26 protein-coding genes are annotated in these 24,185 nt (G+C 73.5%); 11 read left to right on the forward strand and 15 right to left on the reverse strand.

Annotated elements, in window-relative coordinates:
• Positions 1 to 5: 5 nt before the first annotated feature.
• Positions 6 to 911 carry a metallophosphoesterase gene (locus tag O2W15_RS19060; protein ID WP_269180525.1) on the reverse strand — a complete coding sequence of 302 codons (906 nt, stop codon included), beginning with the start codon at positions 909 to 911 and terminating at the stop codon, positions 6 to 8.
• Between the two features lie 66 nt (positions 912 to 977).
• On the opposite strand from O2W15_RS19060, the gene O2W15_RS19065 reads away from it, so the two are divergent.
• Positions 978 to 1,430: a GatB/YqeY domain-containing protein gene (locus O2W15_RS19065; protein ID WP_269180526.1), complete on the forward strand. Its 453-nt coding sequence runs from the start codon at positions 978 to 980 to the stop codon at positions 1,428 to 1,430.
• Between the two features lie 156 nt (positions 1,431 to 1,586).
• Here O2W15_RS19065 and O2W15_RS19070 read toward each other — a convergent pair whose 3' ends face one another.
• The 4 genes from O2W15_RS19070 to O2W15_RS19085 form a co-directional block, all read right to left on the reverse strand.
• Complete coding sequence (locus O2W15_RS19070) at positions 1,587 to 3,839, reverse strand: transglycosylase domain-containing protein (protein ID WP_269161322.1); 2,253 nt, start codon at positions 3,837 to 3,839, stop codon at positions 1,587 to 1,589.
• A gap of 100 nt (positions 3,840 to 3,939) precedes the next feature.
• Complete coding sequence (locus tag O2W15_RS19075; protein WP_269180527.1) at positions 3,940 to 5,058, reverse strand: fatty acid desaturase; 1,119 nt, start codon at positions 5,056 to 5,058, stop codon at positions 3,940 to 3,942.
• A 143-nt stretch (positions 5,059 to 5,201) separates the two neighbouring features.
• Positions 5,202 to 6,425 carry an ArsA family ATPase gene (locus tag O2W15_RS19080; RefSeq protein ID WP_269180528.1) on the reverse strand — a complete coding sequence of 408 codons (1,224 nt, stop codon included), beginning with the start codon at positions 6,423 to 6,425 and terminating at the stop codon, positions 5,202 to 5,204.
• A complete protein-coding gene (locus O2W15_RS19085) occupies positions 6,422 to 7,393 on the reverse strand; it encodes an ArsA-related P-loop ATPase (protein ID WP_269180529.1) in 972 nt (323 codons plus the stop codon). Before O2W15_RS19085 ends, O2W15_RS19080 begins: the two co-directional genes overlap by 4 nt.
• Positions 7,394 to 7,505: 112 nt before the next feature.
• Between O2W15_RS19085 and O2W15_RS19090 the strand changes: the two genes are divergently transcribed.
• Genes O2W15_RS19090 through O2W15_RS19100 form a run of 3 tightly spaced genes read left to right on the forward strand, consistent with a single transcriptional unit; the run spans position 7,506 to position 8,954 of the window.
• Positions 7,506 to 7,679 (forward strand): hypothetical protein, encoded by a 174-nt coding sequence (locus O2W15_RS19090; RefSeq protein WP_269159666.1) that lies wholly within the window; start codon positions 7,506 to 7,508, stop codon positions 7,677 to 7,679.
• Positions 7,680 to 7,686: 7 nt separating this feature from the next.
• The gene (locus O2W15_RS19095) at positions 7,687 to 8,154 is read left to right on the forward strand and encodes a RidA family protein (RefSeq protein WP_269180530.1); all 468 of its coding nucleotides are present in this window, start codon (positions 7,687 to 7,689) and stop codon (positions 8,152 to 8,154) included.
• On the forward strand, positions 8,151 to 8,954 hold the full coding sequence (locus O2W15_RS19100; protein WP_269180531.1) for an NUDIX hydrolase: 804 nt from the start codon (positions 8,151 to 8,153) through the stop codon (positions 8,952 to 8,954). Before O2W15_RS19095 ends, O2W15_RS19100 begins: the two co-directional genes overlap by 4 nt.
• 219 nt (positions 8,955 to 9,173) lie before the next feature.
• Here the strand turns inward: O2W15_RS19100 and O2W15_RS19105 are convergent, their stop codons facing one another.
• Positions 9,174 to 9,848 (reverse strand): Crp/Fnr family transcriptional regulator, encoded by a 675-nt coding sequence (locus O2W15_RS19105; RefSeq protein ID WP_036335203.1) that lies wholly within the window; start codon positions 9,846 to 9,848, stop codon positions 9,174 to 9,176.
• Positions 9,849 to 10,013: 165 nt separating this feature from the next.
• Positions 10,014 to 10,307 carry a hypothetical protein gene (locus O2W15_RS19110; RefSeq protein WP_269161328.1) on the reverse strand — a complete coding sequence of 98 codons (294 nt, stop codon included), beginning with the start codon at positions 10,305 to 10,307 and terminating at the stop codon, positions 10,014 to 10,016.
• 155 nt (positions 10,308 to 10,462) lie between these two features.
• On the opposite strand from O2W15_RS19110, the gene nth reads away from it, so the two are divergent.
• Genes nth through O2W15_RS19135 form a run of 5 tightly spaced genes read left to right on the forward strand, consistent with a single transcriptional unit; the run spans position 10,463 to position 14,346 of the window.
• Positions 10,463 to 11,275 (forward strand): endonuclease III, encoded by an 813-nt coding sequence (gene nth / locus O2W15_RS19115; protein WP_164700915.1) that lies wholly within the window; start codon positions 10,463 to 10,465, stop codon positions 11,273 to 11,275.
• Positions 11,272 to 11,868, forward strand: a complete 597-nt coding sequence (locus O2W15_RS19120) for a TlpA family protein disulfide reductase (protein ID WP_269161330.1) — start codon at positions 11,272 to 11,274, stop codon at positions 11,866 to 11,868. Before nth ends, O2W15_RS19120 begins: the two co-directional genes overlap by 4 nt.
• Positions 11,865 to 12,629: an NUDIX hydrolase gene (locus O2W15_RS19125; protein WP_269180532.1), complete on the forward strand. Its 765-nt coding sequence runs from the start codon at positions 11,865 to 11,867 to the stop codon at positions 12,627 to 12,629. Before O2W15_RS19120 ends, O2W15_RS19125 begins: the two co-directional genes overlap by 4 nt.
• On the forward strand, positions 12,626 to 13,117 hold the full coding sequence (locus O2W15_RS19130; protein WP_269180533.1) for a plastocyanin/azurin family copper-binding protein: 492 nt from the start codon (positions 12,626 to 12,628) through the stop codon (positions 13,115 to 13,117). Before O2W15_RS19125 ends, O2W15_RS19130 begins: the two co-directional genes overlap by 4 nt.
• A gap of 47 nt (positions 13,118 to 13,164) precedes the next feature.
• Complete coding sequence (locus tag O2W15_RS19135) at positions 13,165 to 14,346, forward strand: MarP family serine protease (RefSeq protein WP_269161333.1); 1,182 nt, start codon at positions 13,165 to 13,167, stop codon at positions 14,344 to 14,346.
• Between the two features lie 115 nt (positions 14,347 to 14,461).
• On the opposite strand, the gene O2W15_RS19140 is transcribed toward O2W15_RS19135, so the two are convergent.
• The 3 genes from O2W15_RS19140 to acs form a co-directional block, all read right to left on the reverse strand.
• Positions 14,462 to 15,421, reverse strand: a complete 960-nt coding sequence (locus tag O2W15_RS19140) for an alpha/beta fold hydrolase (RefSeq protein ID WP_269180534.1) — start codon at positions 15,419 to 15,421, stop codon at positions 14,462 to 14,464.
• Positions 15,422 to 15,468: 47 nt separating this feature from the next.
• On the reverse strand, positions 15,469 to 15,999 hold the full coding sequence (locus O2W15_RS19145; RefSeq protein WP_269180535.1) for a phage holin family protein: 531 nt from the start codon (positions 15,997 to 15,999) through the stop codon (positions 15,469 to 15,471).
• A gap of 158 nt (positions 16,000 to 16,157) precedes the next feature.
• Entirely contained in the window at positions 16,158 to 18,125 is a 1,968-nt protein-coding gene (gene acs / locus O2W15_RS19150; RefSeq protein WP_269180536.1) for an acetate--CoA ligase, read from the reverse strand.
• Positions 18,126 to 18,253: 128 nt separating this feature from the next.
• Between acs and O2W15_RS19155 the strand changes: the two genes are divergently transcribed.
• Positions 18,254 to 18,979, forward strand: a complete 726-nt coding sequence (locus O2W15_RS19155; RefSeq protein ID WP_269180537.1) for a (2Fe-2S)-binding protein — start codon at positions 18,254 to 18,256, stop codon at positions 18,977 to 18,979.
• 39 nt (positions 18,980 to 19,018) lie between these two features.
• On the opposite strand, the gene O2W15_RS19160 is transcribed toward O2W15_RS19155, so the two are convergent.
• Together O2W15_RS19160 and O2W15_RS19165 are read right to left on the reverse strand one after the other, a co-directional pair.
• The gene (locus tag O2W15_RS19160; protein WP_269180538.1) at positions 19,019 to 20,350 is read right to left on the reverse strand and encodes an esterase; all 1,332 of its coding nucleotides are present in this window, start codon (positions 20,348 to 20,350) and stop codon (positions 19,019 to 19,021) included.
• Between the two features lie 60 nt (positions 20,351 to 20,410).
• Positions 20,411 to 20,959: a CGNR zinc finger domain-containing protein gene (locus O2W15_RS19165; protein WP_269180539.1), complete on the reverse strand. Its 549-nt coding sequence runs from the start codon at positions 20,957 to 20,959 to the stop codon at positions 20,411 to 20,413.
• Between the two features lie 78 nt (positions 20,960 to 21,037).
• On the opposite strand from O2W15_RS19165, the gene O2W15_RS19170 reads away from it, so the two are divergent.
• The gene (locus O2W15_RS19170) at positions 21,038 to 22,045 is read left to right on the forward strand and encodes an EamA family transporter (RefSeq protein WP_269180540.1); all 1,008 of its coding nucleotides are present in this window, start codon (positions 21,038 to 21,040) and stop codon (positions 22,043 to 22,045) included.
• A gap of 18 nt (positions 22,046 to 22,063) precedes the next feature.
• Here O2W15_RS19170 and O2W15_RS19175 read toward each other — a convergent pair whose 3' ends face one another.
• The 3 genes from O2W15_RS19175 to O2W15_RS19185 are packed head-to-tail and all read right to left on the reverse strand — an operon-like array spanning position 22,064 to position 24,136.
• Positions 22,064 to 22,315 (reverse strand): helix-turn-helix transcriptional regulator, encoded by a 252-nt coding sequence (locus O2W15_RS19175; protein ID WP_036335176.1) that lies wholly within the window; start codon positions 22,313 to 22,315, stop codon positions 22,064 to 22,066.
• A gap of 4 nt (positions 22,316 to 22,319) precedes the next feature.
• On the reverse strand, positions 22,320 to 23,174 hold the full coding sequence (locus O2W15_RS19180) for an ABC transporter permease (RefSeq protein WP_269180541.1): 855 nt from the start codon (positions 23,172 to 23,174) through the stop codon (positions 22,320 to 22,322).
• Complete coding sequence (locus O2W15_RS19185; protein WP_269180542.1) at positions 23,171 to 24,136, reverse strand: ABC transporter ATP-binding protein; 966 nt, start codon at positions 24,134 to 24,136, stop codon at positions 23,171 to 23,173. The genes O2W15_RS19180 and O2W15_RS19185 overlap by 4 nt, the downstream gene beginning before the upstream one ends.
• Positions 24,137 to 24,185: the final 49 nt, after the last annotated feature.

Below are 24,185 nucleotides of genomic sequence, written 5' to 3' on the forward strand. Positions count from 1 at the left end.
CCCTCCTACCGTGCGGTGAGGGTCAGCAGCGTCGCCTCCGGGGGGCAGGCGAACCGCACGGGCGCGTACGGACTGGTGCCCAGCCCGGCCGAGACGTGCAGCCAGGTGCCGTTCGGGACGGCGTCGGAGGGCTCTGCCCACTGGTGGAGCCAGCGCACGTGCTCGCGGTCGATGCCGCAGTTGGTGACCAGGGCGCCGTAGAACGGCACCCGCAGCTGCCCGCCGTGCGTGTGCCCGCACAGCAGCAGGTCGTACCCGTCGGCGGTGAACCGGTCGAGCACCCGCGGCTCGGGGGAGTGCACCAGCCCGATCCGCACGTCGGCCGTGGGGTCGGCCGGGCCGGCGACGTCGTCGTACCGGTCCAGCTTGAGGTGTGGGTCGTCGACGCCGGCGAGGGCGATCCGGACGCCGCGCACGGTCAGCGTGCCGGTGTGGTTGGTGAGGTCCAGCCAGCCACGCGCGGTCATGCCGTCGCGGAGCTCCCGCCAGGGGAGCTCGTCACCGTGCACCCGCTTGTGCTCGGTCTTGAAGTACTTGAGCGGGTTCTTCGGCCGGGGCGCGTAGTAGTCGTTGCTCGCCAGCACGAAGGCGCCGGGGAGCTCCATCAGCGGCTCCAGCGCCCGCAGCGTCGCGGGGACGGCGTCCATCCCGGCCAGGTTGTCACCGGTGGTGATGACGACGTCCGGGTGTAGGGCGGCGAGCCCGGCGACCCAGGCCTGCTTGCTGTGCTGGCCGGCGGTCATGTGCAGGTCCGACAGCTGCAGGACGGTGAGCGGCCGGGAACCCGGTGGCAGCACCGGGACGTCGAAGCGCCGCAGGGTCCAGTGGGTGCGCTCGACGAGGCCGGCGTAGCCGACGGTGGCGGCGCCGGTGGCCAGCAGGGCGGCAGGGACGGCGGTGGTCGCGCGCATCCCCTGAGCCTAGGGGGAGGGGAACTGCGTCGTCCTGGTCCGGGCGGAGGTGGCAGGCTCTGCACCGTGCCTGAGCTGAAGGACCGACTGCGTGCCGACCTGACCACCGCCATGAAGGGCCGCGACGAGCTGCGCACCGCGACGCTGCGCATGGTGCTCTCCGCCGTGACCGCCGAGGAGGTCTCCGGCAAGGAGGCCCGTGAGCTGAGCGACGAGGAGGTGCAGGCGGTGCTGCGCCGGGAGGCGAAGAAGCGCCGCGAGGCGGCCGACGCCTTCGCCGGTGCCGGCCGCACCGACCAGGCCGAGCGGGAGAGGGCCGAGGAGGGCGTGCTGGCCACCTACCTGCCCGCCCAGCTCGAGGACGCCGACCTGACCGCGCTCGTCGCCGACGTGATCACCACGACCGGTGCAGCCGGGATGAAGGACATGGGCAAGGTCATGGGCGCCGTGCAGGGCCGGGTGGCCGGTCGGGCCGACGGCGGCCGGGTGGCCGCAGAGGTGCGTAGACAGCTCGGCTGAGCGAGAGGGCTGGGCCGGCTCGGCTGAGCGAGGGGGCTGGGCCGGCTCGGCTGAGCGAGAGGGCTGGGCCGGCTCGGCGGAGCGGGGCTGCGCTCCTCCGTTGCCCGGGGACGACGAAGGGGCCGGGCCCACAGGCCCGGCCCCTTCGCCGTTCGATCAGCCGCCGTTCGACTCCGGCTGCGGAGCCGCGGGATCTGCCGGAGCGGCCGGCTCGGTCACCGGTGCGGCCTCGGTCGTCGGCGCCGACTCGGTCACGGTGTCGGCGCTGCTGCGGCTCGACGTCTGGTTCCGGCGCCGGTCTCCCCGGTCGTCCCGGTCGTCCCGGTCGTTGGAAGACGACCGGGTGCTCGTCGGTGGTGCGTCCACCCCGCGCCCGGCGAACTTCGGGTCGGCCGCCGGGAACTCCGCGGTGGGCTGCCCGGACAGGATCGGCAGCATCGCGTCGTGCCAGATCGTGGCCGGCTTGCCACCACCGTAGCCGCCGACGCTCTCGATGCCGGTCGGGCGGAACACCATGACGGTGGCGGTGTACTCCGGGGTGGACCCGACGAAGGTGACCGAGTCGTTCCGGTTCACGGTGCCGGTCTTGCCGGCGATCTGGTGGCCGGGGATGTAGGCGTTCGCGCCGGTCTGCATCCGATTGCCCGGCTCGACGTCCTTGCGCATCATCTGGTTCATCGTGTTCGCGAGACCGGGCTCGACGACCTGCTCGCACTGGGTGCCCGGGACCACCGGCTGGCCGTCCTCGTCGGTGACCGGCTCGCCGTTGCGGTCGGTGATGCCCAGCACGGGCAGCGGGGCGCACTTCACGCCGCCGGCTGCGATCGTGGCGTAGGCGTTGGCCAGGTCCAGTGGGCTCACCCCGTCGGTGCCGAAGGCGAACGAGGGGCGGTTCTCGGCGATGATCTTGTCGGCCGGGGTCTGGGTCACCGGGTAGTCGAAGGTCATGCCCAGCCGCTCGGCCATCCGGACGGCCGGCTCGATGCGGCCCAGCGCGTCCTCCAGCGCCAGGAAGTAGGTGTTGGAGGACATGTACAGCGCCTGGGTCATGGTCAGCGTGTTCGGGTAGTTGTTGCCCACGTTGCCGAGTGAGTAGGGCTTGTACTTCCCGGTGTCGGTGTCGAAGTCCTGGTAGACCCGGCTGGTGTAGGGCTCGCTGGTGGTGATCGTGTGGCTGGCCGGCAGCCCCTGCTCCAGCGCGGCCGCGGCGACGAAGGTCTTGAACGTCGAGCCGGAGCCCTTGGTGGGGATGGTGGCGAAGTTGACCGACTCGCAGCCCGCTGCCGGGTCACCGCAGCCGAACCGCCGGTTCACGCTCATCGCCAGCACGTGCCCGGTGCCCGGCTCGATCGCGTCGTAGACCCCGACGACCGGGTCGCCCATGCCCACGGTGTTCAGCACGGCCTGGTCGCCGGCGACCTGCATGTCCGGGCGGAGGGTGGTCTGGATCGTCCAGCCGTTGTTCTTGATGTCGTCCGGGCTCAGACCCAGGGTGCCGGTCAGGTAGCTCATGACGTAGTCGCAGAAGAAGCCGCCGATCGCGGCGTCGATGCAGCCGTTGGGTGCGTTGCCGCCGGGGGCCAGCGGGATCGGCGCGGCGGTGACCTCGGCGAGCTCCTGGTCGGAGATGTGCTCGAGCTGGTGCATCCGGTTCAGCACCTGGTCACGCCGGGTCGTCGCCTCCGCCGGGTAGGCGATCGGGTCGAACTTGGGGCTCTGCACCAGCCCGGCGAGCACCGATGCCTGCGGCAGCGTCAGGTCGACGGCGTTCACGCTGAAGTACTTCTGCGCTGCCGACTGGATGCCGTAGGCGCCCTGGCCGAAGTAGGCGATGTTCAGGTAGCGGGTGAGGATCTCGTCCTTGGAGTACTCCTCCTCCAGCGCGAGGGCGAGGCGGGCCTCCTTGAGCTTGCGGCCGACCGACTCCTCCTCGGCAGCGGCCCGCTCCTCCGCGTTATCCGCGGTCTGCAGCAGGGTCTGCTTGACCAGCTGCTGGGTCAGCGTCGACCCACCCTCGAGCACCTCCCCGGCGGCGAGGTTCTTCGCCAGCGCTCGCGTCGTGCCCTCGACGTCCAGCCCGTTGTGCTGGTAGAAGCGCGAGTCCTCGATGTCGACGATCGCCTGCTTCATCACGTCGGAGATCTGGTCGTGCGTCACCGGCGTGCGGTTGTTGTCGTAGAACTGCGTGATCGGCGCCCCGTCGGCGGCCACCATGGTGGCGTTGCCGTTCGGCGTCTCGTCGGTGAGCTCGACCGGGAGGGCGTCGAGCAGGCTGGCGGAGTTGCGGGCGACGAGCCCGGTCCCCCCGACCAAGGGCAGCAACATGGCAGCGACCAGGGCGCCGGCCACGACGATCGTGACGGCCAGCTTGACCAGGGCACCGAGCGGAGAACGCGCAGAGTCGGACATCGCAGGCCAAGGTACCTGCCCATCGGGCCTGCGTGGGGTGCCTCGGACGCAACGCGCGGAGCGGCCCCCGACGACGTCGGCGAGCCGCTCCGCACGGCCGTCAGGACATCTGGTAGCGGTTCGCCCGCTTGAAGGTGCCCATGTCGTTGAAGCGCACTCCGTTGGCGGCCAGCACCGGGTGGATGTCCCGCTCCATCAGCTGCCGCGCGTAGAACGGGTCGGCCACGTAGAAGTGGTGGATCGGGTGGGTGCTGCCGAAGTTCAGGCAGAAGACCTGGAAGGGCGCCAGGTACCAGCGGTTGAACACCTGGGTCTGCTGCAGGACGTTGCCCTGCTCGACGTCCCCCTGGTAGTGCATGTTGCTGCTGATGAAGTGCAGGCAGAAGCCCCGCCACACGTTCGGGCCGACCCAGACGACGGTCAGCACGGTGAGCACCTGCAGCCAGGACGTCGGCACGGCGGCGCCCAGCCAGCTCGCCACGTGCAGGCCCAGGAACGCGTACCAGATGGTGATCGCCACCGGCGTCAGCCCGATGCTCGCCTTGAGGATGGTGCGCCGCCAGAGCGCGTCCTCGGCGTCCTTCGGCCGGGTGGTGACGATCCGGATCAGGGCGGGCACGTACGGGTCGAGCAGGCTGTAGAGCCGGACGGCGCCCCACGGCTTGCCGTTGGTGATCGACACCTCCTCGATGTCGTCGGGCAGCCCCGAGTAGGCGTGGTGCCGCAGGTGCAGCCGGATCCGGTAGACCGGGTTGATCGTGTACGGCCGGATCGCCCAGACGCCGAACAGCAGCGCGTACCGCACGGCCTTGCGGCGGCGGAAGTAGAGGGCGTGGATCAGGTCGTGCTCCACCTCGTGCCCGACCGCGGCGAAGGCCGCCGACAGCAGCAGGGTCACGTACCAGGGCAGCACGCCGGTCAGGTAGAGCGCGCCGCTGCCGACGAAGCCGAGGACGGCGACGGAGAAGGCGGTCAGCCCGAGGGCGTCCTGGTGCCGCAGCACCGGGTGGTCGCGCCGCAGCTCCTGCGACCGACGGCGGATCGCGCTGGTGATGACCTTGGTGCGGGCCTTGTCGTCGGGGGAGAGCCCGACGGTGTCGACCGGGATCTCGACGGGGAGGTCGGCGGCGGCGGGGACGGCGATGCCGGTGCCGAAGAGGCCGGCCGGCTCCGGCGACGTCGTCGCGGTGGTGCGGTCGAGCTCGGGTGCGGTGCTCATGCCTGGTGTGTCATCCCTCCGACGGAACGGTCGGGCGGACGCTAACGGAGCGTCACGACCACGACCAGGCCCCGGGATGACGTGGACACGAACGGGTGACCGGCCTGACCCTCCTGCCCCTCGAGCCCCACGGAGGGGTGGGGTCAGCCGGCCTGGGAGCGCACCGGCAGCACCCGGCTGCGCGGCGTGCCCGTCCCGGTGTCGTCCTCCGCGGCGAGCAACGCCTCGCCCATCACCCGCAGCCCGTCCAGGTCGTGCACGTCCCCGGCGGCGGCCGGCACCGTCCGCACCGGCACCTCCGGGTGGGCGCTGGTGAACCGGTCGGCCAGCCGCTGCTCGCGGGTCGCGACGGTCATCCGCTCGGCGTGCACCCGCAGCGCCCCCGCGGCCAGCTTCGAGCCCGGGCCCCCTGCCTCGGCCACGGCCTCGGCGGCACCCTCGGCGCGGGTGGCGGACAGGGCTGTGGTGGCCGGCGGGTGGGTGCGGTTGAGCACCAGCCCGGCCAGCGGCATGCCCTCGGTGGAGAGCCGGTCGACGAAGTACGAGGCCTCGCGCAGCGCATCCGGCTCCGGGGCGGCGACGACGACGAACGACGTCCCCGGCTGGCGGAGCAGCTCGTAGGTCGCGTTGGCCCGCTCGCGGAAGCCGCCGAACATGGTGTCCAGCGCGGAGACGAACGCCGAGATGTCGTTGAGCAGCTGGCCGCCCAGGATCTTGCTGATGATCCGGCTGAACAGCAGGAAGCCGGCCCCCACGAACCGCACCCCGGCCCGGCCGCCGGCCCGCGCGGGGGCGGTGAGCAGCCGGATCATCGTGCCGTCGAGGAAGCGGCTCATCCGGTTCGGGGCGTCCAGGAAGTCCAGCGCCGACCGGGACGGCGGGGTGTCGACGATGACGAGGTCCCAGCGGTCGCTGGCCCGCAGCTGCCCGAGCTTCTCCATCGCCATGTACTCCTGCGTCCCGGCGAAGGAGGAGGAGAGCGCCTGGTAGAAGGGGTTCTCGAAGATCACCTGCGCCCGCTCGGGCGTCGAGTGCGCGGAGACGACGTCGTCGAACGTCCGCTTCATGTCCAGCATCATCGCGTGCAGCTCACCCGGGGCACCGGGCGTCTCGACCAGCCGCGGCTCGTTGTCCAGCTCGACCAGGCCCAGCGACTGGGCCAGCCGGCGGGCCGGGTCGATGGTGAGCACCACGACCTCCCGCCCGGCCTCGGACGCGGCCAGCGCGAGCGCCGCCGAGGTGGTCGTCTTGCCCACGCCGCCGGAACCGCAGCACACGATGATCCGCGTGCTCCGGTCGCTGACCAGCGCGGCCAGGTCCAGCGGCGGTGCCGGGGTGGGCCGCCGCGGCGGCTGGGCGGCGGTCACGCCGCGACCTCGTCGCGCAGGTGCCCGTCGAGCCGGTCGGCCAGCTCGAACAGGCAACCCAGGTCGATCGGGGACGACGACAGCGGCAGCTCCACCAGTGGGCGGCCCAGCGCCTCGACGTCCCCGCGCAGTGCGTCCTGGGCGATCCAGCGGCGGGCGTGCTCGACCGCCTCGGCGACCAAGCCGTCCGCCAGCCCGTCGACCCCGGACAACTGGGCCGCGGTCAGCGCGGGCACCAGGTCGGCGCCGGTGAGCCGGCCCTCGGCGGTGCGGGCCAGGCTGGCGGCCGGGAGCAGCGGTTCGGTCGCCATGTTGACGATCACCGACCCGACCGGCAGCCCGGCCGCGGTCAGCTCGGTGATCGCGTCGGCGGTCTCCTGCACCGGCATGTCCTCCAGCAGGGTCACCACGTGCACCGCCGTCTGCGGCGAGCGGAACACCGCCATCACCCCGTCGCTCTGCGCCCGGATCGGGCCGGACCGGGCCAGCCCGGCCACCTCGTTGGTCACGTTGAGGAACCGGGTGATCCGGCCGGTCGGTGGCGCGTCGACGACGACGGCGTCGTAGACCAGCCGGCCGTTCTCCCGCCGGGTCACCGCCTCCTTGATCTTCCCGGTGAGCAGCACGTCGCGGAGCCCGGGCGCGATCGCGGTGGCGAAGTCGATCGCGCCCATCTTGCGCAGCGCCCGGCCGGCCCGCTTCAGGTTGTAGAACATGTCGAGGTACTCGAGGAAGGCCGCCTCCACGTCGATCGCCAGCGCCTTCACCTCACCGCCCCCGCGGGCCACGGCGACCCGCCGCTCCTCGTAGGGGAGGGGCGGGGTGTCGAAGAGCTGGGCGATGCCCTGCCGCCCCTCGGTCTCCACCAGCAGCACGTGGCCGCCGTCGGCGGCCAGCGACAGGGCGAGGGCCGCGGCGACCGTCGTCTTCCCGGTGCCGCCCTTCCCGGTGACGACATGGCACCGCACGGGCACCGTTCCTGCGCGCGATGGTTCCCGGTGCACCGGCTCTGAGCTCACCCGCACCAGCCTACGAGCGGTGACCGACTCCGGCGCATCCCGGCTGCGCTAGCGTCGCGGCATGAGTGATTCGGCCCGTCGGACCTGGGAGTACGCGACCATCCCGCTGCTCACCCACAACACCAAGGCGATCCTGGACTCCTGGGGCGTCGACGGCTGGGAGCTGGTGACCGTCGTCCCCGGCCCGGGCGGCGGCGACCAGCTGGTGGCCTACCTCAAGCGCCCGACCAGCTGAGGCCACGATGACCGCCCCCGTCTCCTGGCACGCCCGGCTCGCCGAGCTCGGTGTCCGGCTCCCCCCGGTGGCCGCGCCGGTCGCCGCCTACGTGCCGGCCATCCGCACCGGCCAGCTGGTCTTCACCTCCGGCCAGCTGCCGTTCGTCGACGGCGGGCTGCGCCGCACCGGCAAGGTCGGCGGTGCCGTCGACATCGAGGACGCCGCAGCCGACGCGAAGGTGTGTGCGCTCAACGCGCTGGCCGCGATCGACGACCTGGTCGGCCTGGACTCCGTGGCCCGGGTCGTGCGGGTCGTCGGCTACGTGGCCAGCGCCGAGGGCTTCTCCGGCCAGCCGCGGGTCGTCAACGGCGCCAGCGAGTTCCTCGGCCGCGTCTTCGGTGAGGCCGGGCAGCACGCCCGCAGCGCCGTCGGCGTCGCCGAGCTCCCGATGAACGCCCCCGTCGAGGTCGAGCTCACCGTCGAGCTGAGATGACCGGGCCGGCGCCGATCCGGCAGGCGGCGACGGTGTTGCTGTTGCGGGACGGCGCCGGGGGACCGGAGGTCTACCTGCTCCGGCGCACGCGGGGCATGCCGTTCGCCGGTGGGATGACCGCCTACCCCGGCGGTGGGGTCGACGACCGGGACGGCGACACCGAGCTGGCCTGGGTGGGGCCGCCCCCGGCCCACTGGGCGAGCGCCTTCGGCTGCGACGAGCGACTGGCCCGCGAGCTGGTGTGCGCCGCCGTCCGGGAGACGTTCGAGGAGGCCGGCGTCCTGCTGGCCGGTCCGGCGGACGGCTCCGGGGCCGTCGTGCCCGACGTCTCCGGCGACGTCTGGGAGGCGCAGCGGCAGGCCCTGATGGCCCACGACCTCTCCCTCGCCGAGCTGCTGGCCGGCCGCGGGCTGGCGCTGCGGGCCGACCTGTTGCGGCCGTTCGCGCACTGGATCACCCCGCCACCGGAACGGCGGCGGTACGACACCAAGTTCTTCGCAGCGCTGCTGCCGGTCGGGCAGGAGGCGCGGGACGTCTCCGGCGAGGCGGACGAGGCGGTGTGGACGACGCCGGCCGCCGCACTCGCCGAACACGCCGCGGGCACCCGGCCGATGCTGCCGCCCACGATCCACACGCTCGGCCAGCTGGCCCCCTTCGCCGACGCCGCGGCGACCCTGGCCGGCTCGCCACCGGCGCCGCTGGAGCCGATCAGTCCCACCTTCGAACAGGGGCCGGACGGGAACTACGCGGTGCTGCCCGACGGCACCCGGATCCGGATGGTCGCGAAGCTCCCATCGTGACGCTGTGCTGATTGCGACCCTGGCGGGCCGCACCGCGGCCAGGTAGTGGGGCCGGCTGCTCTGAGCCGTTGGCCGTGTCCCGGCGAGGGACCCTGCGGGCCCCGTCCCCGGGCCACCCCTCGCTGCGCTCGGGTCCGTACCGGTGGTCGCTCGCCCTGGCCTTGACGCGCGAGGGCCCCGTCCGGTGAACCGGACGGGGCCCTCGTCAGTGCTGGGGGATCAGCGGGCGCGGCGGCGGAGGCGTTCCTCGTCGAGGACGACCACCGACTTGCCCTGCAGCTGGATCCAGCCGCGGTGCACGAAGTCGGCCAGCGCCTTGTTCACCGTCTCGCGGGAGGCACCCACCAGCTGGGCCAGCTCCTCCTGGGTCAGGTCGTGCTTGACGCGGAGGCCGTCGGTCTCCCGGCTGCCGAAGCGGTCGGCCATCTGCAGCAGCGCCTTGGCCACCCGGCCGGGGACGTCGGTGAAGATGAGGTCGGCGACCGAGTCGTTGGTGCGCCGCAACCGCCGGGCCAGCACCCGCAGCAGCTGCTCGCCGATCTCCGGGTGCGCGGTGATCCACGGTCGGAGCATGGTGTTCGGCATCTTGGCCAGGCGCACGTCGGTGACGGCGGTGGCGGTCGCGGTGCGCGGCCCCGGGTCGAACACCGACAGCTCGCCGAACTGGTCGGACGGCCCCATCACGGCGAGGACGTTCTCCCGGCCGTCAGGCGCGCGGCGGGAGATCTTCACCTTGCCGGACAGGACGACGTAGAGGCTGTCGCCCGACTCGCCCTCGTTGAAGACGACCCGGCCGCGGGGCAGCACCACCGTCTCCAGTGCGCTGGCCACCGGCTCGGCAGCATCCTCCGACAGCCCCTGGAAGAGACCGGACTGGGCAAGGACCTCGTCCACGTGCACCTCTCGCAACGTCCTCACGGGTGCGATGGCGACCCGCGTTACTCGGAGAGTCTAGGGCCTGTGGCCCGCCTCACCAGTGCACTCAGTCAGGGACCTGCCCACTCTGAGTGGTTGCGGGGTCGTGACGGCTTCCTGACGTGCAGGTCGTGTGCCTGGAGGTCAGTCCTCGTCGACCGGGTCGATGTCGTCGTCGGCCTGCCCGTGGGCCGACTCGGTCAGCACCGGACGGGGGGCACTGCGGGCCCGGCCGCGGCGGCGGGCCCGCCAGCGGCTCATCGCGCGGCGGATGCCCGAGCTGGCCAGCGTGCCCACCTCGCCCGGGGTGGCGGAGCCGAGGAAGTCCTCGACCTCCCGCTGCGAGGTCGGGCGTCGCAACGGCTCCTCCACCCGCTCCATGACCAGCAGGAACGCGATCAGCAGCGGAGGGAACAAGATGACGATGAGGGCGACCACGAGCACCTCCTCGGGAGGACGACCCCCGGCGGGGAGGCCGGGTGGGGACCAGGTCGTCGAGCGGTCGGGGCACGCTCCCGGTCACCGACCGGGTGTGCACCACCACCGAGTATGACGGGCGGTGGCTGTCAGCGGAGACGCCTACCCTCACACGCGTGTCCCGGCCCGCCACCTCACCCGACGCCCCGCCGGCCTACACGCGGCCGGCGCGCGCCCGCCGCCCCGCACGCGCCGCCCGGCTGGGCGTGTCCCCGTTCGACCCCGAGGAGAGTCCGCTGGCCCGCACCCGCCGGGCCCGGCGGATGGCCCGCGAGCTCGCGGTCATCCACCCCGACGCGCACTGCGAGCTGGACTTCACCACGCCGCTGGAGCTGCTGGTCGCCACCGTCCTGTCGGCGCAGACCACCGACAAGACGGTCAACAAGGTCACCCCGGTGCTGTTCGCCCGGTACCCCGACGCCGCTGCCTACGCGGGGGCCGACCGGGCCGAGCTCGAGGAGGTGCTGAAGCCCACCGGCTTCTTCCGGGCCAAGGCCAACTCGGTGATCGGTCTGGGTCAGGCGCTGGTCGAGCGCTTCGACGGCGAGGTGCCCGGCCGGCTGGCCGACCTGGTGACCCTGCCCGGGGTCGGCCGCAAGACCGCCAACGTGGTCCTCGGCAACGCTTTCGGCGTGCCGGGCCTCACCGTCGACACCCACTTCGGCCGGCTGGTCCGCCGGTTCGGCTGGACCGCGGAGGAGGACCCGGTCAAGGTCGAGGCCGAGATCGCGGAGGTCATCCCGAAGAAGGAGTGGACGATGTTCTCCCACCGGGTGATCTTCCACGGCCGGCGGGTCTGTCACGCCAAGAAGCCGGCCTGCGGCGCCTGCGGTCTGGCGGCCTGGTGCCCGTCCTACGGGGTCGGCCCGCTCGACCCCGAGGCCGCGGCCAAGCTGGTCAAGACCCCGGCCGCCTCGGACACCGAGTGAGCCGGGCACTGCGCGCCCTCGGCGCACTCGGCCTGCTGGTGGGCGTGCTCACCGGGTGCACGTCCGAGGACGCCGCGCCCGAGGAGACCGTCGCGTCCCCGGCCGGCAGCGACGTGGGCACGGTGGAGACCGACCTCGAGCCGTGCCCGGAGCAGGCCGACGTCCCGGCCGCCGACAGCGACCTGCCGGCCACCGTCTTCGACTGCTTCGGCGGCGGCACCCTCGACCTCAGCCGCGCTCCCGGGGTGCCCACGGTGCTCAACCTGTGGGCCAGCTGGTGCGGCCCGTGCCGGGAGGAGCTGCCGCTGGTCCAGCAGCTCGCCGACGCCGCCGGTGACCAGGTGCGGGTGCTGGGCGTGGTCTCCGTGGACCGGGTGCCCGCGGCGGCCGCCTTCGCCGACGACGCCGCGGTGACCTTCCCCAGCGCGTTCGACGCCGACGGCGAGGTGATGGCCGGCATGGGGGTCAACAACCTCCCGTACACCCTCTTCCTGGCTGCCGACGGGTCGGTCGCGTACGTCCAGGTCGGCCCGGTGCACTCCCTGGAGGAGTTCGAGGGGCTCGTGGCCGAGCACCTCGGGGTGCAGCTGTGACGGTCTCCGCCGCAGAGCTCGAGGAGCTCCCCGAACACCTGCAGCGGCTGGTGGCCAACGCCGGGCAGCTGCCGCTGTGGCACCGGCACGGCCAGCCCTCCGACAGCGCGCGACGCTCGGCGGTGCTCATCCTGTTCGGCGAGGGCCCGGCCGGGCCCGACGTGCTGCTGATCGAGAAGTCGGCGCACCTGCGCAGCCACGCCGGCCAGCCCGCCTTCCCCGGGGGCGGCGCCGACCCGGGCGACGACTACCCGGTGGGGACGGCGCTGCGCGAGACCCACGAGGAGGCCGGCGTCGACCCGGCCGGCGTGCGCGTGCTGGCCACGCTGCCCGCGCTGTTCCTCGGCCCGTCGGACAACCTCGTCGTCCCGGTGCTGGGCTGGTGGGACGACCCCCGCGACGTCACCACCGGCGACCCGCGGGAGGTGGCGCGGGTGGCCCGGGTGCCGCTGAGCGAGCTGGTCGACCCGGCGAACCGCTTCCGCGTCCGGCACCCCGCCGGCTACGTCGGCCCGGCGTTCGGGGTGGCCGACATGGTCGTCTGGGGCTTCACGGCGGCCCTGCTGGACGCCGTCCTGGAGGCCGCCGGGCTGCACCAGCCGTGGGACGACGGTGACGTGCGCCCCCTCGCCGTCCCGCCGGTGCGGCCCGGCGACGTGCCGGTGGAGCCCGTCGACTCCGACGTCGCCGACCGCGCCGCGCCGACGGTGGCCGAGGACGCCGGGCAGAGCAGCTCCGCGCGTACCGTTCCTGGGCGATGACCACGGCCCCTTCGGGCGCTGGAGGCGTACGACGCCACCGGCCCGCCCGCCCGCTGCCCGGCCCGCTGCTGGCTCTCGCCCTCGCCTCGGCCCTGCTCGCGGGGTGCAGCAACTCCGAGCCGGTGCAACCGGAGGTGACCCGCGTCGCCAGCGCGGAGGCCGGGACGGTGCGCACCGCCGCCGACGGCGTCCAGGAGATCACCGTGGAGACCGGCGACGACTACGAGTTCACCCCCGACACCTTCACCGTGGCCCCCGGCGAGGTGCGGCTGACGCTGCTCAACTCGGGGGAACAGATGACCCACAACATCCTCTTCACCGAGGGGGCGGGCCCGGCGGAGATCACCGAGCAGATCCCGGTGCTCGGCCCGGGGCTGAGCGAGACGATCGAGTTCACCGTCACCGAGCCGGGCGAGTACCCCTTCGAGTGCAGCTTCCACGTGGCACTGGGCCAGGTCGGCACGATGACGGTGAGCTCCCCGGGATGACGGTGCCGGGCGCGGGCGGGCTCGCGATCGACCGGGGGCGCTGAGCGATGTCCCTGGTCGACCTGACCCTCATCGTGCTCGCGCTCGTCTTCGCGCTGTCCGGGTTCCGGCAGGGCCTGATCATCTCCGCCACCTCGTTCGTGGGGTTCTTCGGCGGTGCCGTGATCGGCGCCCAGCTCTCCGGTCCGATCGCCGACGACCTGGCCAACTCCTCGGTGACCCGGGTGTTCGTCGCCCTCGTCGTCGTCCTGGCCGGCGCGCTGCTCGGCCAGCTGCTGGCCGGGCTGATCGGCCGAGCCGTGCGCAGGTGGGTCACCTGGGAGCCGGCCAAGGTCGTCGACTCGGTGGCCGGGGCGGTGGTCTCCGCCCTCGCCGTCCTGCTCGTCGCGTGGATGGTGGCCATCCCGCTGGCCAGCTCCCCGTTCCCCGGCGTGGCCGGCCAGGTGCGCCAGTCCTCACTCGTCCAGGTCGTCGACCGCACCGTGCCCGACCAGGTGCGCACGCTCTACGACTCGCTGCGCGAGGCGATCGACCGGCAGGGCCTGCCCGACGTCCTGGACCCGCTGACCCCCACCCAGGCACGCGACGTCCCGGCACCGGACCAGGCGCTGCTGGCCAGCCCGGTGGTCGACCAGGTGCGGGGCTCGGTGGTGCAGATCCGGGGGATCGCGGCCTCCTGCTCCCGGCAGATCGACGGCTCCGGTTTCGTCTTCGCCGAGGACCGGGTGATGACCAACGCCCACGTGCTGGCCGGGGTCACGGACCCGAAGGTCATCGCGGAGGGCGAGTCCTACGACGCCGTCACGGTGTACGTCGACGAGCCCACCGACGTTGCCGTGCTGGCCGTCCCCGGCCTCCCGCAGGAGCCGCTGGACTTCGCCGACGTACCCGTCGACACCGGCGCGGACGCGATCGTCATGGGCTACCCCGGCGGTGGGCCCTTCTACGTCGGACCGGCACGGGTGCGTGACCGCGGGGACATCAGCGGCCCCGACTTCCGGGCCACCCGCACCGTGCAGCGCGACGTCTACGCCCTCTACGGGCAGGTGCGGGCGGGCAACTCCGGTGGCCCGCTGCTGGCGGCCGACGGGTCGGTGCTCGGCGTGGTCTTCGCCTCGGCGATCGACGACCCCGAGACCGGCTACGCGCTGACCGCCGAGGAGGTGTCCGAGGCCGTGACGGTCGGTGGGGCGGCGGTCGCCGAGGTCGACACCGGCGCCTGCGAGTAGAAGGACCCTCGTGCCCCCCGGCCTTCGCTGCGCTCAGGCCGGGCCCCTGCACGAGGGCCGCTCCAGCACCTCACCAGCTCGCGGCGGGACCCTGCAGGGGGGCCGTTCCATCGGGCTACGTCGCCCAGGCGGCGATGGCGGCGGTGACCTCGTCCGGGGCCTCCTCGTGGGGGAAGTGCCCCACGCCGGGGAGCTCCCGCCACTCGTAGGCGCCGGCCACGTAGCGGCCCGACCCGCGCGCGGTCGAGGGCAGCACCGCGCGGTCGAGTGCCCCGTGCAGTTGGAGGGTGGGTGCGGTGACGGGTGCGGCCATCCGCCGGGCGAAGCGCCACCCGTCCGGGCGCAGCTGCGAGCGACCGGCCCAGCGGTAGTACTCCATCGCCCCGTAGGCCGCCTGGGGGATGCGGCTGGCCGACCGGTACCGGCTCACGGCCTCGGCGAAGTCGGCGGTGTGCACCCAGGAGGGGCCGGCCCAGCGGCGCATCAACTCGGCCACCGGGTCGTCGTCGGGCCGGGTCAGGCGCCGCTCGGGCAGCCGGGGGAGCTGGAAGGGCAGCGCGTAGGCCAGGGCCCGCCGCTGCCGGGGGTCGGCGACCGAGCTGCGCAGCCGACGGGGGTGCGCGGCTGACACGACGACGAGACTGCGCACGCTCCGGGGGTGCAGCGCGGCCATGGTCCACGCCACCAGGCCGCCCCAGTCGGCGCCGACGACCACCGCCTCCTCCTCGCCGAGCGCGCGCACCACCGCGGCAGCGTCGGCGGCTGCGGTCGGCAGGTCGTACCCGCGGGGCGGCTTGTCGCTGGCCCCGTAACCCCGCAGGTCGGGGGCGACCACCCGGAGCCCGGCGGCGGCCAGCCCGGTCAGCTGGTGCCGCCAGGACCACCAGAACTGGGGGAACCCGTGCAGCAACAGCACCAGCGGGCCGCTGCCGGCCTCGGCGGCGTGCAGCCGGACGCCGTTGGCCGAGACGTCCCGGTGCGACCACGGCCCCGGGAGCAGGACGCTGGTGGCGTCGGGCTGCTCCTCGGGCACCGTCACGGCCGCCGCCGGGCGGCGTTCATCGGCTGCGGGCACCCCACGGTCGCCGCGCCCGGTGAGCCGGCGGGCTCGCTCTCGCGGGTTCAGCGCAGGGGGGCGTGCGCGTCCTGGCGGACGACCTGGCCGTTCCGCACGGTCGGCAGGTCGTGGGTCCGCCGGCCGGGGGCCTCGCGACGCATCACGTCAGGCAGGTCCTGCAGCGTCTCGATGGTGCGCTCGGGCTTCTTGATCTTCTTCACCAGTCGCCAGCCGACGAAGCCGACGATCGCCGCCACCAGCACCAGCAGGGCGAAGACGATGAGGAAGGCCGCCCACCGGGGGAGCCAGACGGCGAGCAGTTCGGCGAGGAAGAAGAAGAAGAAGAAACCGGCGAAGGCCAGCATCACGCCGGCTGCGGCGAACGCGGCGGCGCCGGCCCCACCCCGCTTGACCGAGGTGCCGATCTCGGCCTTGGCGAGCTCGATCTCGCTGCGCACGAGGGTGGACACGTCGGCCATGGCGCTCTTGGCGAGCGTGCCGACCGAGGGCTCGGCAGGCCCGGCGGGACGACCCGCCAGCGGAGTGGCCCCGGCGGGACGACCCGCCGGCGGAGTCGTCGAGACACTGTGGGCCACGGATGGCTCCTCCCTGGTCGGTGCCGATCGGACGACGCGGCACGGTGCTGTCCCGGTGATCGTGCCGCATGCGCGTTCCGGCCGCCGTCCCGGATGCCCCGAACGGGTCCCCGCGGGCGCGTCGCGCACCCCCGGGGACCCGTCCTCGGGGTCCTTCGTCAGTCCTCGCTGGGGGCGGCGGGGAGCTTGGAGCTGATCAGGTCCATCACCGAGGAGTCCGTCAGGGTGCTGACGTCGCCCAGCTCGCGGTTCTCCGCGATGTCCCGGAGCAGCCGGCGCATGATCTTCCCCGAGCGGGTCTTGGGCAGCTCGGCGACGACCATGATCTGGCGCGGGCTGGCGATCGGCCCGATCTCCTTGCGGACGTGCTGGCGCAGCACCTTCACCAGGTCCTCGCCGGAGTCGACGGCGTCCCCGCGCAGGATGACGAACGCCACGATGCCCTGCCCGGTGGTGGGATCGGTCGCGCCGACGACCGCTGCCTCGGCCACCGTCGGGTGGCTGACCAGCGCGGACTCCACCTCGGTGGTGGAGATGCGGTGCCCGGAGACGTTCATGACGTCGTCGACCCGGCCGAGCAGCCAGATGTCACCGTCGTCGTCGAGCTTGGCGCCGTCGCCGGCGAAGTAGACCCCCTGGCCGTACCGGCTCCAGTAGGTGTCCTTGTACCGCTCGTCGTCGCCCCAGATCGTGCGCAGCATCGCCGGCCAGGGCTCGGTGAGCACCAGGTAGCCGGTGGCGCCGGGCTCGATCGGCTTGCCCTCCTCGTCGACCACGCTGGCCGCGATGCCCGGGAAGGGGCGCTGGGCGGAGCCCGGCTTCAGGGTGGTGGTGCCCGGCAGCGGGGTGATCATGTGGCCGCCGGTCTCGGTCTGCCACCAGGTGTCCACGATCGGGCAGCGGCTGCCGCCGATGTTCTTGTGGTACCAGAGCCAGGCCTCGGGGTTGATCGGCTCGCCGACCGAGCCGAGCAGCCGCAGCGAGGAGAGGTCGAACCCGGCCGGGACGTCGTCGCCCCACTTCATGAACGTGCGGATCGTGGTCGGGGCGGTGTACAGGATCGTCACCCCGTACTGCTGCACGATCTCCCACCAGCGGCCCCGGTGCGGGGTCTCCGGGGTGCCCTCGTACATCACCGAGGTCGCCCGGTTGGCCAGCGGTCCGTAGACGATGTAGCTGTGCCCGGTGACCCAGCCGACGTCGGCCGCCGTCCAGAAGACGTCGGTGTCGGGCTTGAGGTCGAAGGTCGCCCAGTGGGTGTAGGAGACCTGGGTGAGGTAGCCGCCGGAGGTGTGCAGGATCCCCTTGGGCTTCGCCGTCGTGCCCGAGGTGTACATGATGTAGAGCGGGTGCTCGGCGTCGAAGGCCTCCGCCTCGTGCTCGGCCGACTGACCGGCGACCAGCTCGTGCCACCAGACGTCGCGGCCCTCGGTCCACTCGACGTCGGTCTCGGTGCGCTTGACCACGAGCACGCTGCGCACGCCCTCGGTCTTGGTCAGCGCCTCGTCGACGTTCGGCTTGAGCGGGCTGGGCGCACCCCGCCGGTACCCGCCGTCGGCGGTGATGACCACCTTCGCGTCGGCGTCGGTGATCCGGCTGGCCAGCGCGTCGGGGGAGAAGCCGCCGAAGACCACCATGTGGACGGCGCCGATGCGGGCGCAGGCCAGCATGGAGATCACCGCCTCCGGGATCATCGGCAGGTAGATCGCCACGCGGTCCCCGGCGGTCACCCCGAGCTCGGTGAGCGCGTTGGCCGTGCGGCAGACCTCGTCCTTGAGCTGGGCGTAGGTCAGCGTGCGGGTGTCGCCGGGCTCGCCGACCCAGTGGTAGGCCACCTGGTCCCCGTGGCCGGCGTCGACGTGCCGGTCGACGCAGTTGACCGCGACGTTGAGCTTCCCGCCGACGAACCACTTGGCGAACGGCGGGTTGCTCCAGTCCAGCGCCTGCTCCCAGGGCTCCGCCCAGTCCAGTCGACGGGCGGCGTCCTCCCAGAAGCCGATCCGGTCGGCGGCAGCGCGGTCGTGGACGTCGGGTCCCGCGTTGGCGGACGCGGCCAGCTCCGGCGGGGGCGGGAAGCCGCCCTCGGGCAGCTGGTCGGACAGGGCCTGATCAGTCGTCTCGCTCATGCGCACCTCCGTGGTCGGGCGCCGCCTGGACTCAGCGGCGCTGCCTCAGTGCACAACCTATGGCCCCCGTCACCCTGTCGTCAGGTCAATGCCGCACGCGGTCGGCACGAGGTGGGCAGACTGGGCGGGTGAGCGACGACGGTGCCCAGGCGCTGGTGGTGTCCCGGCTGCCCGGGGCCGCCGCCCTCGGGCTGCTCGCCCCGCCGTCGGCGGCCGTCGTCCCGGGGCCGCTGCTGGCCGACCCGGCATGGACGGCGCAGCTGCTCACCGCCCGCGCCGTCCGGCAGCGGACCGATGACCGGCGGGTGCTGGCCACCGTGTGGTGGTACTCGCTGTCCAGCGTGCTCCTCACCCCCGTGCTGGCCGGGCTGGTGACCGGGGTGGGGCTGTCGGCGCGGCTGGCGGACACCACGGTGCACGCGCTCGCCGGTGGGGTGCCGGTCGCGGCGACCACCCGCGGGGTCCGTGACCCGGACCTGGCCGGGGACCTGCGGACGACGATCGGCGCGGTCGTGGCCGCGGTGGCCGAGGCCGGCGGGGCCCGGGAGCGGCCGCTGTGGGCGATCGCGACCGACTCGCTGGCCAACCGGCTGCTCGCCCTGGGCCGCGCGGTCGGCGACGTCGCCGCGGTGACCGCGCTGGCCGGGCCGCTGGCCGCCGCGATCGGGGCGCCGCTGCCGGTGCCGCGCTACGTCGACGTCGGCCGGCCCGACGGCAGCACGGCCCGGTTCACCCGGCGTGCCTCCTGCTGCCTGCTCTACCGGGTGCCGCACGAGGTGCTCTGCACCTCGTGCCCGCGCCGGGACCCGGGGGAGCGTCAGGTGCTGCTCGAGGACCTCGCCGAACGGATGTGACCGGCACGGGGGCGCCACGCGGCGCCCCCGTGCCGACGATCAGCAGGCGCCGACGTCGTAGGCCCGCAGCGGCACCGTGAAGCGGCAGCCGTACTGCGGGTCGGCGACCACCTCGGCGTCGAGCACGTCGTCACCGGCCGGCCGCACGCCGTCCTCGACCCAGGCGACCAGGTCGGTGAACGCCTGCTGGTACTCCTGCGCGCTGAAGTCGCAGTGCGCGACGGAGCGGATGGCCCGCTGCACGAGCAGGTCGCTGTTCCCCCGGGCCGCGGCGTCGCGGGCGTACTCCTGCTCCATGCTGAACGGCACGAACAGGTCGCCCAGGCCGTGCAGCGACAGGACCGGCACGTCGAAGCGCCCGTCGATGGTGGGCACCCCGGACAGGCCGTTGCTGCCGCGGTCGGCCCGCACCCGCAGGACCTCCTCGTTGAGCGCCCGCTCCTCGGCCGTCAGCTGCGGGTCGCCGTCCAGCTGGTAGCCGGTGTCGGCGTTGCCGCCGACGGCGCCGCGCTCCTCGCCGAGGCCCGGGAAGACCGGGTACACGGTGAACAGGAAGTCGGCGAAGGCGCTGAAGCCCAGCTCGAACAGCGGCCGGTCCCCACCGGTCCGCTGCTCGGTCAGGGCGCGCAGGTCCTCGCCGGCCTCGGTGAGCACGTACGGGTAGGGGGTGCCCAGCTCGGCCTTCATCTCCGGCACGGTGGTGGTCAGGTAGTCGGCCGGCGCCGGGTAGACCGGCGGGGTGTCGGTGAGCGCCTGGGCGGCGGCGTTGTAGTCCAGGAACGTGTCGAACAGCCGCCGGTCGCCCATGACACCGCAGGCCGGCAGCGCGCCGTCGTAGGCGTTCGGGTACTGCTCGATGCTCACCCCGGTGACGTGCCCGCCCATCGAGACCCCGGACAGGTAGGTGAGGTCGGCCTTGCCCACGGTCTTCTCGAAGTACGTGAGCAGCCGGTGGGTGCTCTTCACCCCGGAGACGACGTCGTACCCGTTCTCGGTGTAGCTGGAGGCGGCCCAGGCGTAGCCCTCGTCGACCAGGTGCTGCCGGAGCCCGTCGGGTGGGGAGTCGACGGTCAGGGTGGGGCCGGTGCCGCGGTACCCGTGCGCCCACATCACCAGGTCGCCGTTCCAGTCGGCCGGCACCTCGATCCGGTAGCCGGCGCCCTTGAGCACGCCCCAGCTGCGGGTGGTGGTGGTGCCCGGCAGCGCCTCGAACGGCAGCGCCGCCTCGTCGACGACGTACTCGACCTCGGGCGACTGCGGGTACTGGGGGGCGGGCTGGTGCGTCGGCTGGGCCGCGGCCGGGCCGGCGAGCACGGTGCTGACCAGGGCCAGTGCCATCGGCGCGAGCAGCAGTCGGGTGGGGCGGTGCATGGGGACCTCCGGGGACGTCGTCGTTGACGGTGACCGGACGCTAGCCGTGCGTGTTGTCGATCACATGGGCGGGTCGGCCGCGCGGCGGGCCCGGTAGGCGGCCACGTGCTCGCGATTGGCGCACGTGCTGTCGCAGAACCGTCGGCCGGCGTTCTTGGTGAGGTCGACCAGGACGTCGTCGCAGCCGGAGGCAGCACACCGGCGCAACCGGTCGAGCGCGCCGGCGCGCACCACGTCGGCCAGCGCCATGGCGGCCTCCACGCCCCACCGGTCGGCGACCGGGGCCGCCGACTCGGTGGCGTGCACGTGGTAGCCCCAGTCGTCGTGCCGGACCAGCTGCGGCAGGGCGTTCCCCTCGCGCAGCAGCCGGTTGACGATGGTCACCACGCCGTCCTCGTCGGCGTCCCAGACCCGGGCCAGCACCGACCGCAGCTCGTGCACCGCGGCCAGCTCGGCGGCGTCGCCGGCCCGGCTGCCGGTGAACTGCCAGTCGTCCAGGAACGTGGCCAGCGCCGCCGGGTCGGGCAGCCGCTCCTCGCCGTCCCCGGTGGTGTTCACCAGCGCGGCGGCGCTGGCGAGCCCCATCTCCGTGTCATGGGCAAAGAGCATGTGACTCCTGTACTCCTCTGTTAGCGTCCGCTGTACAGGAGCGTATGTCGGTTGGCTCCTGACGAGGGGGTGTCTGCCGTGCTGGACCGCCGGACCGGGCTGATCGGACTGCTGCTGGCCGTGGTCTCCGCGGCCGCTTTCGGCACCTCGGGGGTGTTCGCCACCGCGCTGCTGGACGCCGGCTGGACCGCCGGCTCCGCCGTGACCGTGCGGATCGGGGTGGCCTCGCTGGCGCTCGCCGTCCCGGCCCTGGTCCAGCTGCGCGGCAGGTGGTCGCTGCTGCGGGCCAACGCCGGCGCCGTCCTGGCCTTCGGCGCGCTCGCCGTCGCGCTGCCCCAGCTGGCCTACTTCTACGCCGTCTCCCGGCTGTCGGTGGGCGTGGCGCTGCTGCTGGAGTACTCCGGGGTGCTGCTGGTCGTGCTGTGGACCTGGGCGCGGCTCGGGCAGCGGCCCAGCCGGGTCACCGGCGCCGGGGTCGTGGTGGCCGTCGGCGGCCTGGTGCTGGTCCTCGACGTCCTCAGCGGCGCCCGGATCGACCCGGTGGGCGTGATGTGGGGGCTGATCGCAGCGGTGGGGCTCGCGTCCTACTTCGTCCTCTCCGCACACTCCGACGACGCGCTGCCGCCGCTGGTCAGCGCCTGGGCCGGGCTCGCGGTGGGTGCCCTGCTGCTCGGGACAGCCGCCCTGGTCGGCGTCCTCCCGTGGCGCACCGCCGCCGTGGACGTCGAGCTGGCCGGCCGGTCGACCAGCTGGCTGGTCCCGGTGCTCGGCGTGGCGCTGGTGTCGGCGGCGCTCGCCTACGCCACCGGGATCGCGGCCGTCCGGCGGCTGGGCTCGCGGCTCGCCTCGTTCGTCGGTCTCGGCGAGGTGCTGTTCGCGGTGGTGGCGGCCTGGCTGGCGCTGGGGCAGCAGCCGGGCGTCGTGCAGCTGGTCGGCGGGGTCGTCGTCCTGGTGGGGATCGTGCTGGTCCGGCTGGGCGAGGACCGCCCGCCGGCCGACACGGCCGACGTCGACCCGGTGCCGGCCGGCGCGGAGCCCGCGGCGCCGGCCTCCCGGCCGTCGGCGCCGACGACGCCCGGGACCTGAACCGACGACGGCCCCCGGTCAGCCCGAGGCGGACCGGGGGGCGGTGGTGTCGCTGATCCGGGGGAAGGGCGTGGTGGAGAAGACCGTCTCGACCGGCAGCTGGAAGAACTCGGCGATGCGCAGCGCCAGGTTCAGGCTGGGGTTGTACTCGCCCCGCTCCAGGTAGCCGATCGTCTGGTAGTGCACGCCGAGGGCGTCGGCGAGCTCGCGCCGGCTGACCCCCTGCTCGGCCCGGAGCAGGGCGATCCGGTTGAAGACGCCCTCGTTCACCCGCTCACCGCACCCACTGCAGAGCCGTCTCCCGTGCCGCCTCGACCGTCGACCCCGACTGCCGCCGGGCCATCCGGCGCAGCACCCGAGGTGCGACCACCAGGCCGGCCACCGTCCAGGCGCCGAGGATCAGCAGCATCGGGCCGGTCCGCCAGGAGTCTCCCAGCTCGCCGACGACCGCCTCCGGGGGGAGGAAGGCCGAGCGCAGCCCGAGCCCGATCCAGTAGACCGGGAAGACCTGGGCGACGGCCTGCACCCAGCCCCACATCGCCTGGATCGGGACGAAGATGCCGGAGATCGCGGTGATCAGCAGGACCGGCACCATCCCCCAGGTGCCCATCTTCTGGACGCCGGGCACCACCGAGCCCAGCACCATGCCCCAGGGCATCGTGGCCAGCACTCCGAGCACGATCAGGCCCAGGACGGCGAGCCAGCTGCCCACGCCGCCGGGCATCACGTCGTCGAAGAGCAGCAGGCTCGGGACGAGGACGACGAGCAGGCTGGGCAGCAGGGTCAGCGACTGCAGCGTCAGCTGCCCGGTGACGTAGCCCTCCATCCCGTGCGGCAGCGCCTTGTGCCGCAGCAGCGTGCCGTCCTCCCGCTCCATCGCCAGCGAGTAGCCCGGCCCGATCACGAGGCCGAAGGTGAGCAGCCCGCCCAGGATGCTGGGCAGCGCGAACGTCGGGTAGAGCAGGCCGGTCTCGCCCACCTCGTTGTCCCGGTTGAACCACAGGACGGCGAGGGTGACCACGCCGATGAAGAGGTAGAAGCCCTGGTCCTGCGCGCTGCGCAGGCTCTGCGCGAACTCCGTCCAGCCGCGGCGCAGGCCCTGACGCACGGCCTGGCGGGAGGCGCTCACCGGGCCACCTCCGCGAGGTGCCGCTGCGGCCGGGACTCGAAGCGCTGGACCATGGCGATGTACGTGTCCTCCAGGTCGGCCCGCCGCACCTCCAGGTCGGTGAGCTCGTCGCCGTGCTGGTCGAGCAGCCGGCGGACGAAGGGGACGATCTCGTCGGTGGCGTGCACGAACTGCTCGCCGTCCCGGACCCACCGGACCTCGCTGGTGCCGGCCACCTGCCGGGTGAGCGCCGCCGCGCTGCCGTCGGCGACGATCCGCCCGTCGGTGAGGATGAGGATCCGGTCGGCGAGCCGTTCGGCCTCACCCAGGTCATGGGTGGTGAGCAGGATGGAGGTGCCCTCGAGGTCGGAGAGCCGGTGCACCAGGTCGTGGAAGTCGCGGCGCGCCTGCGGGTCGAACCCGGCGGTCGGCTCGTCCAGGAACAGCAGCTCCGGCCGCCCGATCAGCCCGACGGCGACGTCCAGCCGTCGGCGGCGCCCGCCGGAGAGGGTGGCGATCTTCCGGTCGGCCTCCTCGGTCAGCCCGACCGTGGACAGCAGGTCCTCGACCTCCCAGGGGCGCGTGCGCTCGGCCGTCGAGTAGGGCTCGTAGTAGCCGCCCAGGTAGCCGAGCAGCCGGCGGGGCGTCCAGCGTGGGTGGTCGCGCCAGGACTGCAGGACCACCCCGATCCGGGCGCGCCAGGCGTCGTCGCCGCGGGCCGGGTCGGCGCCGAGCACCTCCACGGTGCCGGCCGAGGGCAGCCGGAAGCCCTCCAGCACCTCGATCGTGGTGGTCTTCCCCGCGCCGTTGGGGCCCAGCAGGCAGACCACCTCGCCCTGGCGGACGTCGAAGTCGACCCCGCTCAGCACCTCGTGGTTCCCGTAGGCCATCCGCAGGCCCCGGACCCGGACGGCGGGTCGGGTGCCCGGCGGACCCAGCTGAGGAGGCTCGGCGGAGTCAGGGGACTCGGGGACTGCGGCCATGGCACACCACTCCTGGGACAGGGAGGAGCTGACGGCCGTGATAGTAGGA

The organism is Modestobacter sp. VKM Ac-2979 (assembly GCF_026967995.1).
Lineage (GTDB): Bacteria > Actinomycetota > Actinomycetes > Mycobacteriales > Geodermatophilaceae > Modestobacter.

Bases quoted from the DNA above. Each gene is read 5' to 3' on its own strand.
- O2W15_RS19185 (WP_269180542.1), bottom strand. From the start codon at position 24,136: ATGGCCGCAGTCCCCGAGTCCCCTGACTCCGCCGAGCCTCCTCAGCTG.
- acs (WP_269180536.1), bottom strand. From the start codon at position 18,125: ATGAGCGAGACGACTGATCAGGCCCTGTCCGACCAGCTGCCCGAGGGC.
- O2W15_RS19130 (WP_269180533.1), top strand. From the start codon at position 12,626: ATGACCACGGCCCCTTCGGGCGCTGGAGGCGTACGACGCCACCGGCCC.
- O2W15_RS19135 (WP_269161333.1), top strand. From the start codon at position 13,165: ATGTCCCTGGTCGACCTGACCCTCATCGTGCTCGCGCTCGTCTTCGCG.
- O2W15_RS19160 (WP_269180538.1), bottom strand. From the start codon at position 20,350: ATGCACCGCCCCACCCGACTGCTGCTCGCGCCGATGGCACTGGCCCTG.
- O2W15_RS19060 (WP_269180525.1), bottom strand. From the start codon at position 911: ATGCGCGCGACCACCGCCGTCCCTGCCGCCCTGCTGGCCACCGGCGCC.
- O2W15_RS19165 (WP_269180539.1), bottom strand. From the start codon at position 20,959: ATGCTCTTTGCCCATGACACGGAGATGGGGCTCGCCAGCGCCGCCGCG.
- O2W15_RS19070 (WP_269161322.1), bottom strand. From the start codon at position 3,839: ATGTCCGACTCTGCGCGTTCTCCGCTCGGTGCCCTGGTCAAGCTGGCC.
- O2W15_RS19075 (WP_269180527.1), bottom strand. From the start codon at position 5,058: ATGAGCACCGCACCCGAGCTCGACCGCACCACCGCGACGACGTCGCCG.
- O2W15_RS19100 (WP_269180531.1), top strand. From the start codon at position 8,151: ATGACCGGGCCGGCGCCGATCCGGCAGGCGGCGACGGTGTTGCTGTTG.
- O2W15_RS19095 (WP_269180530.1), top strand. From the start codon at position 7,687: ATGACCGCCCCCGTCTCCTGGCACGCCCGGCTCGCCGAGCTCGGTGTC.
- O2W15_RS19090 (WP_269159666.1), top strand. From the start codon at position 7,506: ATGAGTGATTCGGCCCGTCGGACCTGGGAGTACGCGACCATCCCGCTG.